At 66.1% G+C, this 12,226-nt stretch carries 10 protein-coding genes and 1 tRNA gene; 8 read left to right on the top strand and 3 right to left on the bottom strand.

Translation table 11 applies throughout. The features are described from left to right. Positions 1-155 precede the first annotated feature (155 nt). Positions 156-422 carry a DUF7536 family protein gene (locus DPQ64_RS04705; RefSeq protein WP_198662010.1) on the top strand — a complete coding sequence of 89 codons (267 nt, stop codon included), beginning with the start codon at positions 156-158 and terminating at the stop codon, positions 420-422. 368 nt (positions 423-790) lie between these two features. Here the strand turns inward: DPQ64_RS04705 and DPQ64_RS04700 are convergent, their stop codons facing one another. Next, positions 791-2,059, bottom strand: coding sequence for a potassium channel family protein (locus tag DPQ64_RS04700; RefSeq protein WP_115863206.1), 1,269 nt, complete (start codon positions 2,057-2,059; stop codon positions 791-793). 527 nt (positions 2,060-2,586) lie between these two features. Here DPQ64_RS04700 and ilvA point away from each other — a divergent pair. The 6 genes from ilvA (at position 2,587) to DPQ64_RS04670 (ending at position 7,699) form a co-directional block, all read left to right on the top strand. Further along, a complete protein-coding gene (ilvA, locus tag DPQ64_RS04695; RefSeq protein ID WP_115863205.1) occupies positions 2,587-3,798 on the top strand; it encodes a threonine ammonia-lyase in 1,212 nt (403 codons plus the stop codon). 46 nt (positions 3,799-3,844) lie between these two features. Beyond that, entirely contained in the window at positions 3,845-4,225 is a 381-nt protein-coding gene (locus tag DPQ64_RS04690) for a Rid family detoxifying hydrolase (protein ID WP_115863204.1), read from the top strand. Positions 4,226-4,255: 30 nt separating this feature from the next. Next, positions 4,256-4,447, top strand: a complete 192-nt coding sequence (locus DPQ64_RS04685; RefSeq protein ID WP_115863203.1) for a hypothetical protein — start codon at positions 4,256-4,258, stop codon at positions 4,445-4,447. Positions 4,448-4,489: 42 nt separating this feature from the next. Further along, positions 4,490-4,571 (top strand) — tRNA-Ser (locus DPQ64_RS04680). Positions 4,572-4,855: 284 nt separating this feature from the next. After that, entirely contained in the window at positions 4,856-6,511 is a 1,656-nt protein-coding gene (gene thsB, locus DPQ64_RS04675; protein WP_115863202.1) for a thermosome subunit beta, read from the top strand. Positions 6,512-6,703: 192 nt separating this feature from the next. Further along, a complete protein-coding gene (locus DPQ64_RS04670) occupies positions 6,704-7,699 on the top strand; it encodes an ornithine cyclodeaminase family protein (RefSeq protein WP_115863201.1) in 996 nt (331 codons plus the stop codon). A 491-nt stretch (positions 7,700-8,190) separates the two neighbouring features. Here the strand turns inward: DPQ64_RS04670 and leuS are convergent, their stop codons facing one another. After that, complete coding sequence (gene leuS / locus DPQ64_RS04665) at positions 8,191-11,049, bottom strand: leucine--tRNA ligase (RefSeq protein WP_115863200.1); 2,859 nt, start codon at positions 11,047-11,049, stop codon at positions 8,191-8,193. Between the two features lie 158 nt (positions 11,050-11,207). Here leuS and DPQ64_RS04660 point away from each other — a divergent pair, with 158 nt between their 5' ends. Then, positions 11,208-11,690, top strand: a complete 483-nt coding sequence (locus DPQ64_RS04660) for an HAD family hydrolase (protein ID WP_115863199.1) — start codon at positions 11,208-11,210, stop codon at positions 11,688-11,690. A 2-nt stretch (positions 11,691-11,692) separates the two neighbouring features. Here the strand turns inward: DPQ64_RS04660 and DPQ64_RS04655 are convergent, their stop codons facing one another. Then, complete coding sequence (locus DPQ64_RS04655) at positions 11,693-12,163, bottom strand: hypothetical protein (RefSeq protein WP_115863198.1); 471 nt, start codon at positions 12,161-12,163, stop codon at positions 11,693-11,695. Positions 12,164-12,226: the final 63 nt, after the last annotated feature.

Genomic DNA, 12,226 nt, shown 5'->3' with positions numbered 1-12,226 from the left:
CGACCCTGCGTACCGGTCGTTTCACCCCAGACAGTGTCGCACGTATACGAGTTCAGCAGAGCTCGGTTCCCCCAACGGAGGAACCGACGCGAACGGGACTGCATTGCGTCACCAGAACCGACGCGCCTTTCATCCGGCGCTCCCAACCTCCGATTGTGTCCGAGAGCGTGCCCGAGCGCCCGCGAGCCAACTTCCTCGCGGCGCTGAACGTCCGCCGGAACGCAGTCTTGGGATTCGGCTTCGCCGCGCTCGCCACTGCCGGCGTGATGGCGCTGTTCGTCTTCCTGCCGGGGAGCCGCCGCGCGACGCCGTACTATCTGGCGCTCGGAGCTGTGCTCGCGCTGTCGCTCGGCGCGCTGGTGACCACCGTGCTCACGCTGGTATCGGCGTATCGGCTGGCGAAGGAAGAGAACGTGACGTAGGGAGCTTGTCGACCGGTTCGCGTCGCGGCTGAATTTCGTGAGAAGTTGAGCGCCTGTTTGATCTCCTGACAATCGTACTGCGGGGTCTGGAAAAAGCAAGACGCTAGCTGCTGCTTGCGCCTCGGCGTGACCGCACAGCACCGCGACCGCCACCGCAGCGCAACCGCCACCGCGAGAGCCTCTCAGACCTCCCAGCCTCGGGTCGCATAAACGCGCCCCTCCCTCGCACGCTAGGGCGCGGCGCGTAACCGCGCCGCGCCCGAACGCGCGCCGAGATGATGGTGGAGTTGGCGACGCTGATGATGGTGTAGTGGTCGAGCGAGCAAACGCAAAATCCCCGAGCGACCGGAGGTCGGCGAGTCCACGGACTACCCCGAGCCGGTCAACTCCCCGAGTCGCTCCGCGCCGGAACGGGTCCCCTTGGCGAGGAACACGTCGCCGGCGCGGAGTCGCGTCTCCGGACCCGGTTGGATGACCCACTCGCCGTCGCGGTCGTCCTCGTCGCGGTGGGGCCGCCGGACCGCGATGACGCTCATTCCCGTCTCGGTCTTGACCGCGCGGTCGCCGAGGGTCACTCCGTCGAACTCGCTGCCGGGCGCGACCGTCAGCCGGACGATGACCTCGTCGCTCTCGGAGACCGCCTGCGCGACGACCGGATGGGTGCCCAGCCCGCGAAGCACGCCCTCGCTGATCTCGACCGCGGCGTCGCTGATGACCTCCGTGGCGTTCGCGAGGTGGACCAGTCCCCGGAGCGAGACGGGGTCGTCGACCCGGGCGGCCGCCTGAAGCGTCCACGCCTCGAAGCGCGACTGGAGCGCGTCGACCTCGGCTTCGAGTTCGACCACCTCCTCGGCGACCGCCGCGCTGTCGAACAGCACGCTCCCGTACGCGAGGTCGACCGCGAGTTCGCTGATGTTCTTCATCAACACGATGGAGTCGACTGCACGTTCGAGGTCCTCGATGCCCGGCTCCGGCGGGGCCGGCGGTTCGTACGCCTCGCCGGTCGCGCGCTCGTACACGGTCGCGACTCCGTCGTCGGGGCCCCGCAGGAGGACGGTGTCGCCAGCGCGGAGTTCGGTGTCCCTGTCGGGGTTCGTGATCCAGTTCTCATTATCAGAACGCCCCGCGTTCTGATCGCTCGTCGAGCTTTGCTCGACGGTGCCACGGTGGATGGCGATGACCCGGACGCCGGTCTCGGTCTCGACGTTGGCGTCGCCGAGCGTCCGGCCCGCGTACTCGGATTCGGGCGCGACGCCCGCGCGGACGAGTGTCTCGACCGCCTCGGGGAGCGCAGCCCGCATCGCGTCGGGCAGGCCGATGTCCTCCAGCACGACCTTGGCGATGTCGCCCGCGGCGTCGCTGATCTTCTCGGCCGCGCCGACGACGCCGAGGACGGGCGCGAGCTGTTCGGCGTCCTCCGGGGTTCTGGCAGCCATCAGCAGGCTCATCCGGGCGCGCATCTGAAGCAGGTCCATCCGGGCTTCGAGCGCCAGCACCTCGCGAGCCACGTCGTCGCTACCGCTCAGCACCGCCGAGAAGGAGAGGTCGATGAGGAGCTCCGCGGTGTCCTTCATCTCCGAGAGCACCGCCTTGACGCTGACGGGTTCGTACTCGACCTCGCCGCCGGACGAATCCATGCGTGTCGGTTGGTCGGCTCCGGATAAAAACGTTCGTCAGTGCGAGGTCGGGCCGACCGGTATGGGTTTGACCGAACTCTGCAAGTGTTACTGGACAGAGACCGATACGTGTCCCGATGGCGTCGACAGAAAACCGATTCTACAGCGAGTACCCACGTGGATCGCGAAGGCTTCGGAGGTCGTCGCTTCTCGCACCCTGCTCGTCCAGTCGCTCTTCGACCCGGAGCGACGGCCAGCACGTTTACACTACCGATAATCGTGTGCCAAGCGTCAGACGGGAGGTTTTCCCCGACGCCCTCGGTCACTTTCACTTCCGCTCCGGCCAGCAAGGGTTTAAGTTATTGGCGGCACTCGTCACAAGTGCGCGTCACACGCTTCGCGCCCACTTCCCCCACTTTCCCCCTGCTTTCGAGTTCGGTAGCGACGGCTGTCCCCGACAGTGCGTCCGGTCGGTGACCGCGGACGAGTTCGACAGTCCGGCCTGCTCGTGATAAAGGGTTAAACTGGTTCCCCGGCTACGTCTTCACATGTTGGAGCTTTCGGACGTTCTCGACGCACGGGTCCGGGTCGAGGAGACCGCCCGGCGCACACCGCTGGACTACTCCCACACGTTCTCGGCGATGACCGGCGCGGAGGTCCACCTGAAGCTGGAGACGTTCCAGCGAACGGGGTCGTTCAAGATCCGTGGCGCGACCAACCGCATCGAGACGCTCACCGACGAGGAGCGAACCGCGGGGGTCGTCACCGCGAGCGCGGGCAACCACGCGCAGGGCGTCGCGCTCGCTGCGACCAGAAGCGGCGTCGACTCGACCATCGTGATGCCCGACCACGCGCCCATCTCGAAGGTGAAGGCCACGCGGAACTACGGCGCGACGGTCGAACTGTTCGGCGACGACTACGACGAGGCCGCCGAGCGCGCCCACGACATCGAGCGCGAGGAGGGCCGCACCTACGTCCACGCCTTCGACGACGAGATGGTGATGGCCGGACAGGGCACCATCGGGCTGGAGATACTCGAGGACCTTCCGGAGGTCGAGACCGTGATCGTCCCCATCGGCGGCGGCGGGCTGATCGCCGGGGTCGCGACCGCGGTCAAACAGCAGAAGCCCGACGCGCGGGTGATCGGCGTGCAGGCCGAGGGGGCCTCCAGCGCGGCCCAGTCGCTGGCGAAGGGCGAGGTTCACACCCTCGACTCGGTCGACACCATCGCGGACGGTATCGCCACCCGAAGCGTGGGCGAGCGGACCTTCGAGGTCATCGAGGAGCGCGTCGACGAGGTGGTGACGGTCTCGGACTCGGAGATCGCCGTGGCGGTCACCCACCTGCTCGAACGCGCCAAGACGATGGTCGAGGGCGCTGGCGCGGTCCCGCTCGCCGCGCTGTTGTCCGGGGCTATCGAGTACGAGGAGGACGAGGTCGTCGTCCCCGTCCTCTCGGGCGGCAACATCGACATGAACACGCTCACGACCGTCATCATGCGCGGGCTGGTCGAGACCGGGCGGTACGTCAAGCTCCGGACCGTGCTCAAGGATCGGCCGGGCGCGCTCGACGACCTGCTCGACGTCATCTCGGGCCAACAGGCCAACATCTACGGCATCCAGCACGACCGGACCTCCCGGGACATCGCGATGAACGCCGCGGAGGTCGAACTCGACCTCGAAACCCGCGGCAACGACCACGTCGAGGAACTGCTGGCGGCTCTGCGCGAGGAAGGATTCGACGTCGAGGTGCTGGCGTAGCGCTCGCTTGCCTAAGTTTAAGTTGCGGGGCGCGAACCAACGAGGTATGAAGCGCATCATCAGCACGCAGGACGCACCCGAGGCGGTCGGCGCGTACAGTCAGGCAACGACCAACGGCGACCTCGTCTTCACCGCGGGCCAGATTCCGATGACGCCCGACGGCGACCTGCTCGACGACGAGGAGATCGCGGTCCAGACCCGCCAGAGTCTGGAGAACGTCAAGGGCATCCTCGAGGACGAGGGGCTGACGATGCAGAACGTGCTGAAGGTGACGGTGTTCCTCGGCGACATCGACGACTTCGAGGAGATGAACGACGCCTACAAGGAGTACTTCCAGGACAACCCGCCGGCCCGGAGCGCGGTGGAGGTCGGCAACCTCCCGAAGGGCGTCGGCGTAGAGATCGAGGCCATCGCCACGAGCGACTGACGAGGGACGACGCGAACACTCGACTTCCGCATGCGACCACGCGTGAAAGCCAGCGTCCTGTGGGGCTTCGTCGGCCTGCTGGGCTTTCTGGTGTTGCTCCAAGGGTACGAGCTGGCCACGGGGTTCCGCTACGCGCTCGGCGTCAAGGTCGGGGTCGCGCTCGCGGTGGGCGCGGGCGCGACCGGCGTCTCTTACGTCGCCGAGCCACTGGTGTTCGAGTAGAAAGAAAGGGTTTAAGCGCGGGACGGGACTACGTTTCGGTAGGCCGGGATGGCCGAATGGCAAAGCGCACGCCTGGAAAGCGTGTCCCCGTTAGGGGTTCTGGGTTCAAATCCCAGTCCCGGCGTTTTTCGAGCGAATCTCGACGGTGTAGCGGATTTCTCGATTATAATCAATCGAGCTCTACTCGGACGTTGAGGACTAGGACCGGCGATGCGGATTCGGCCCCTTATAAATCACAAGAGGAGTCCTGAAGGAGCGCCACCGCCATGCCAATGGATAGCACATCAAAACGGAGATACCGACGCTGACGCCCTCGATTCGTGTGTTAGTTCCTCTCACTGCCGGCCGACGAATGAAGCGACAACCCCTACATTTATATAGAAGCACAATCATATCTTCGTCTGTACTATGAGTCAGCGAGGACAGCGAATGCAAGGCCAGCCGATGATCGTAATGAGCGACGAGAGCCAGCGCGTCAAGGACAAGGACGCGCAGGAGCACAACATCACCGCCGCCCGCGCGGTCGCGGACGCGGTGCGCTCGACGCTCGGCCCGAAAGGGATGGACAAGATGCTCGTCGACTCGATGGGCGACGTCACCATCACGAACGACGGCGTCACCATCCTTCAGGAGATGGACATCGACAACCCGACGGCCGAGATGATTATCGAGGTCGCCGAGACGCAGGAGGACGAGGCGGGCGACGGCACGACGACCGCCGTCGCCGTCACGGGTGAACTCCTCAAGAACGCCGAGGACCTCCTCGAGCAGGACATCCACCCGACCGCGATCATCAAGGGCTTCCACCTCGCCAGCGAGAAGGCCCGCGAGGAGATCAACAACGTCTCCGAGACCGTCGACCCCGACGACGAGGACCTCCTCCGGAAGGTCGCCGAAACGTCGATGACCGGCAAGGGCGCGGAGCTCAACAAGGAGCGCCTGAGCGAGATCATCGTCGATGCGGTCCAGCAGGTCACCGTCAACGGCACGGTCGACCTCGAATACGTCAAGACCGAGACCCAGACTGGCCGCTCGTCCGGCGAGTCCGAGATCCTCAAGGGCGCCGTCATCAGCAAGGACCCCGTCCACGACAACATGCCCAAGAGCGTCTCCGACGCCAGCGTCCTCCTGCTCGACGAGGCCGTCGAGATCGAGGAGACCGACGTCGACACCAGCGTCAACATCGAGAACCCCGACCAGCTCCAGAGCTTCCTCGACCAGGAGGAACAGCAGCTCCGCGAGAAGGTCGACAAGATCGTCGAGACCGGTGCCGACGTCGTCTTCTGCCAGAAGGGCATCGACGACATGGCCCAGCACTACCTCGCGAAGGAGGGCATCCTCGCGGTCCGCCGCGTGAAGAAGAGCGACATGGGCTTCCTCAAGGAGGTCCTCGGCGCGAGCGTCGTCTCGGACCTCAACAGCGCCTCCGACGACGACCTCGGCCACGGCGACGTGAGCCGTGACGACGACGACGAGCTGTTCTACGTCGAGGGCGAGGACAGCCACGGCGTGACGCTGCTCCTGCGCGGCTCGACCGACCACGTGGTCGACGAGCTCGAACGCGGCGTCACCGACGCGCTCGACGTCGTCGGCCAGACCGTCTCGGACGGCCGCGTGGTCGCCGGCGGCGGTGCCATCGAGGTCGAGGTCGCTCGTCGGCTCCGCGACTACGCCGACTCCGTCTCCGGCCGCGAGCAGCTCGCGGTCGAGGCGTTCGCCGACTCACTCGAACTCGTCCCGCGCGTCCTCGCGGAGAACGCGGGTCTCGACTCCATCGACACGCTCGTGGACCTCCGCGCGGCCCACGAGGAAGCCGAGGAGCGCGCCGGCCTGAACGTCTACAGCGGCGACGTCGTCGACACCTTCGACGCCGGCGTCGTCGAGCCCGCGCACGCCAAAGAGCAGGTCGCCTCCAGCGCGACCGAGGCCGCGAACCTCGTGCTCAAGATCGACGACATCATCTCCGCCGGCGACCTGTCGACCGACAAGGGCGGCGATGAAGGTGGCGCTGGCGGTATGGGCGGCGGCATGGGCGGCATGGGCGGCATGGGCGGCGCGATGTAAGCTCGGGCTGATCGACCGCCGTCTCCGATTCCCTCGCTCGACCGTCGCGTCGAACTGCAATCCGCTTCCGACACGTATTTTTTCGAGTTCCCGCTTCTGCTGTTCGCTTCGTCGCGAGTTGACCGTACCAAAGTTGCGCCATCCGCCGGAGTTTTGAATACTTTATAGTGGGCCGGGCAGAATTGTTCCCGTATGGATACGCTCCTGCTCAATCAGGACGCCGTCGACGAGAACACCCAGATGCCGGACGTCATCCGAGCGGTCGAGGAGGCATTCGCCGCGTACGCGCGCGGGGACGCCCAGATGCCCGCGAAGTCGTACATCGACCTGCCCCAGTACAATGGGGACTTCCGGTCGATGCCCGCCTACATGGCGGCCGACGACTGGGACGCCGCCGGCATCAAGTGGGTCAACGTCCACCCGGACAACCCCGAGTCGTTCGACCTGCCGACCGTGATGGGAACGATGGTGTACTCGGACCCGGAGACCGCGGTCCCGCTGGCCATCATGGACGGGACGGAGTTGACGATGAAGCGCACCGGCGCGGCGGCAGCGGTCGCGACCGACCACCTCGCCGTCGAGGATGCGACCTCGCTGGGCATCGTCGGCGCTGGCGTCCAGTCGTACACGCAACTGGAAGCCATCTCGAAAGTTCGCCCCATCGATGAGGTCGTCGTCAGCGACCTCGACGAGGAGCGCGTCGCGGCGTTCATCGACTACTTCGAGGGCGAGTTCGACGTGCGCGCCGGCTCCATCGAGGAGGCCGCCCAGTGCGACGTGCTCTCGACGGTCACGCCGGTCGAAGAGCCCATCGTCTCGCGGGAGGTCATCGGCGAGCACACCCACGTCAACGCCATGGGCGCGGACGCCGAGGGCAAGCACGAACTCGCCGACGAGATCCTGCTCGACGCGAAGCTGGTCATCGACGACCACGCACAGACCACCCACTCGGGCGAGATCAACGTCCCGTACCACGAGGGCGTGCTGGGCGACGACGACATCTACGGCGAGTTGGGCGACATCGTGGTCGACGAGATAGCGGGCCGGACAGCCGAGGACGGCATTTCGGTGTTCGACAGCACCGGTCTCGCGATTCAGGACGTGGCCGCGGCCCACGTCGTGTACGAGCACGCCGACGAGAACGACAACGGCTACCCGTTCGACCTGATCGGCACGGAGACGCAGTAAGGCCCCCTCTATTTGGAGATTCTCTATTCAGTCGGAGTTTCGCTCTCGTTCTGGAACCTCTACCCCGGCGCGCGCGAGTAACGCGTGCGAGGGATGAGCATCGCAGGCCGAAGGCCGAGAAGCGCAAGAGGCTGGGGAGGTGTGAGGCTCGCGGTCGCGGTGCTGTGCGGTGGCGGTGCGGTCTCTCCTAGGTCGAGGTAGAAGCTAGCTTCACACCACTGTCTACCGTTTGCTACGAGAGCATACTGAACCAGCTACCGACCGACTCGCCTATTCGTCCTTTAGAACCGTTCTGTCGGTGCTTTCCGCGCTGCCTTGCCTATTATCTTCGAGATGAATACCAGGGCTATCGGCGAGAAGCGGGATAAGCGTTTGCGGCGACCGCTCGCCTCGTTTGTTTCGTGTATTTCTACCGCCGAAATAGCGGAGACAGTGGCGTCAGACGCTCGCTGCGACTCTACTTCGAGGAACCGACGCCGAAACAGCGTGGATTACTCCAGATGAACCGCCGGCCGGAACGGCACTGCGTTCCCGGCCTTGTCGGCGGGATCGTAGGCGTCCTCGCCCTCGCGGTACACCTCCACGTCGGCGTCGAACTCGCGTTCGAGGAATCGCTCGGCGCTCTCGTACACCGACTGCTCGTCGACCTCGCTCAGCACCGCGACCTCGTCGTCGGGGCGCTCGCGGACGAACTCCACCAGATCCTGCGCGAGGTCGTTGACCTCGTTGCCCTTCTCGCGCAGTTCCTCGTGTTGCATCACCTTGCCCATCACCGCGCCCACGTCCGGGCCGGTGTCCACGACTGCTTCGAGCACCGTGGTCTTCCAGTCGGCTGCGACGTAGACCCGGACGGTGTCGGGGTCGGTTTCGGTCACGTCCACGATGTCCCGCACGTCCTCGGTCAGGGCCTCGATCAGCCCCTCCTCGACCTCCGTCCGAGCGCTCTCGAACTCGGGGTCGGGCTCGGGCCACGCGGCGTCCTCGACGGGGACACCGTCCAGTCGCTCGTGGAGCTCGTTCGCCGCGAAGGGGACGAACGGGGCCAGCAGGCGCAGGCGCGTGCGCAGGACTTCTTCCAGCGTCCACTTCGCTCCGGGACGGTCAAGATCCGCGCGCTTGCGGTACCACTTCAGGTGCTCCTCGAAGCCGTAGAAGGCGGTCTGGCTCGCGGTCCGCGTCTCGAAGTTCTCCATCGCGTCGGTCGCCTCCCGGACGGTCGACTGGAGTTTGGCGAGGAGCCAGCGGTCGACGTGCTTCAGGTCGGGGTCGTCGGGCACGTCGCTGGCGTCTTCGATAATTTCATTCGCGCGCGTCCAGAACCGCGCCAGCTGGTCGTGGGTCGACTGGACCTGCTCGGACCGCCAGTCGTAGTCCTGCCACGGCTCGGCGGAGTTCAGCAGGAAGAACCGGACCGTGTCCGCGCCGTACTCCTCGATGGCCTCGGCCGGCAGGACGACGTGGCCCTTCGAGGAGGACATCTTCTGGCCCTCCAGCAGGCCCATCCCCATCACGGTGATGCCCTGGGGCCACTTGGGCTCCTCGAACAGCTCGGCGTGGTGGTAGAGGAAGAAGGTCAGATGGTTGCTGATGAGGTCGTTGGCCGAACACCGGTAGTCGATCGGGTACCAGTAGTCCCACTCCTCGCGCAGGTCGAGGGCCGTCTCGTTGGGTTCGTCCACTGCCTCTGGACCCATGAACAGCGTGTCGAAGAAGTTCCGGTCCAGCTCCTCGACCGGCACGTCCTCGATCCGGTGGGCGATGGTGTAGTAGGCCATGTAGATGGTCGAGTCCGACAGCGGCTCGATGACGAACTCGTCGTCCCACGGCAGCCGGGTGCCCAGCCCGTAGTTGCGGATGGCGGGCCACTCGTTCAGCCAGTCGATTGTGTGGTCGTACTGCTCGCGAGTGTTCTCCGGGATGGCGTCCAGCCCCTCGACCGCGCGCTTGGTCTTTTCCTTCCACTCGGCGTCGTTGTACCGCAGGAACCACGTGTCCTGCTTGGCGACCTCGACATCGCCGCCGCAGCGACAGACGACCTCCTCGCTGAACTCGTACATCGAGTCGAACGATCCCCGCGACTCGTAGTCGGCCTTCAGGTCGTCGCGCACGTCCTCGACGACCTCGCCGGCGTAGTCGCCGTACATCTCGCGCAGGACGCCGCCGTGGAACTCCCGGTTGTACACCTCCTGCGTCGCGTCCTCCAGCGCGGGGTCGTCCGAGGAGTCGATGCCGTGTTCCTCGACCGCGTCCCTCGCGGGGAACTCGCCGTACTCCTCGACGTCGAGAATCGCCGTCGGCTCGATGGCCTCGACCTCGTCGGGGTCGATGCCGTACGATTCCATGCGGTCGCGGTCCTGCTTGGCCTCCTGGAGCGCCATCCAGTCGTCGGGGCTGTGGGCCGGGACGGACATCACGACGCCCGTGGCGTTGTCGGCGTCCACGAAGTCCGCGGGCAGCACCAGCACGTCGTGTTGGGTGACGGGGTTGGTGACGCGCTCGCCGACCAGCCGCTCGCCGGTGAACTCCTCTAACACCTCGACGTCGCGTTCCTGCAGGCGGAACTTCTCGACCGCCGCGCTGGAGACGAGCCACTCCGCACCGTCGACCTTCGCACGGGCGTACTCGGCGTCGGGGTCGATGTAGGCGTTCGTGACCCCGTACACCGTCTCGGGGCGCAGGGTCGCCATCGGGACGGTCACGTCGGATCCGTCGCTCTCCCAGCCGAACTTGATCAGGGTGTACTCCTGGAACTCGGCCTCCTCGCCCTCCAGCAGGTCGTGGGTCGTGACGGGGTTCTGCTCGTTCGTGCAGTACTTCACGGGATGGAGGCCCTTCTCCAGCAGGCCACGCTCCTTCAGCGTCTCGTACTGCCACGTGATGAACTTCGAGTAGCGGTCGTCGTTGGTGGTGAACTCGCGCCGCCAGTCGATGGACAGCCCGAGCGACTTCATGTTCTTCTTGTAGTGCTCGTCGACGAAATAGCGCGCGAACCCCATCGGCGTCTCCAGATCCTGCAGGGTGTCCTCGGGCACGTCGTAGGTGTCTTTCAGGACCGACAGCTGGTCCGCCTCGCCCTTCTTCAGGCGCTCGACCGCGCCGACGATGGGCGTCCCAGTGACGTGCCACGCGATGGGAAACAGGACGTTGTCGCCCTGCAGTCGTCGGTATCGGGCGTACACGTCGGGGACCGTGTACGTTCTCGCGTGGCCGATGTGCATCCCGCCGCTGGGGTAGGGGTACGGGACCGTGACGAAGGTCGCCTCGTCGTCTTGAGGATCGACCTCGTACTGGCCCTCCCGCGCCCAGCGGTCCTGCCACTTCGTCTCGATTTCCCGCGGGTCGTAGCTCATACTGAACGTTAGTGAACTCCCGGCTAAAAGAACTGCCATACCTGACTGACGAGTCTGTTGGATACCGGCAAGAATTGCGGCAGGCAGTCCCAAGCGCGATACGTCCGTCTCTTCGGTCGGTCGAAACGTTGACGTGCCGCCCGCGACTCGCCCAGCTCGTGGGCGAGTTCGCCGACGCGGTGCGCGACCGACTCCGAGACGGCCTCACGGAGCGGTGCCCGTCGCTCGACTGGACGACCGAGCAGCGGATCCGGCGGACCCCCGTCGACGTGGTGGCGACCGACCCCGACGAATCCGTCGCGAATCGGTTCGTCGCGGTCGAGGTCGAGTGGCGGAGAGCCGATCCGGCGAACAACACCGCGAAGCTGTTCTACTACGCCGACGAGGGCGACCTGAACGACTACGACGATGTGGTCGTCTGCCAGCTTTTCTCGGGCTACTACGACCTCGCCTCCGGGGACGTGTCCTCGAAGCGCGCGGTCGCGGAGTTCGTGGGCGAGACGGCCGCCGAATCGGTCGAGCGCGTCGCGTTCCACTCGCTCCGGCTCCCCGTCGACCCGCCGAAGCGCGGCGGTGAGCGACCCGACGACTGGCGAGCGCGAGTCGACGAGACCGCCACGAGAATTGCAGCGCTTCTGTAACGTCACTCACGGACCATCGCGGGGTCCGAGCCGAGGAAGAACCGGGTTCCGAGCGCGTACACCAGGCCGTACGAGACCGCCAGCGCCAGCGCGTACGCAACGCCGAACCCGAACAGCGGAAGCGAACCCCCAACGCCCTGCGGCGTGGCGCCGACAACTGCGAGCAGGCGCGGCACCGCGAACGGAAACGCGAACCCGAGCACGAGCAGGGTGACCACGACCTCGATGCGGCGCGCGTGAGCCTCGGCGTCGGGCGACCGCGCTCCGACCCAGACGAGTCCGGCGGCGAACGCGACGAGGAGGACGACCGCGAACGGCAGCGTCAGGTCGAGCGCCGCCGGGGTTCGCGTGCGCCGGAGATACCACGCCCACGCCGCGACGCCGAGCAGGAAGAGGTAGGAGCCGGTCACGGCCCACTGGAGGCCACCGACGAGTCGGTGGGTCAGCGGCGGGTCCGAAGACGAGTCGGCCATACTGGTCGGTCGTGCTCGGGTCGAAAAACGCTACCGGCGCGCCCGCACCGCATCGCGTCGACG

It is taken from the genome of Halorussus litoreus, assembly GCF_003382685.1.
GTDB classification, from domain to species: domain Archaea; phylum Halobacteriota; class Halobacteria; order Halobacteriales; family Haladaptataceae; genus Halorussus; species Halorussus litoreus.
The sequence above is the reverse complement of the archived record's forward strand: the minus strand, read 5'-3'. Positions and strand labels throughout refer to the sequence as shown.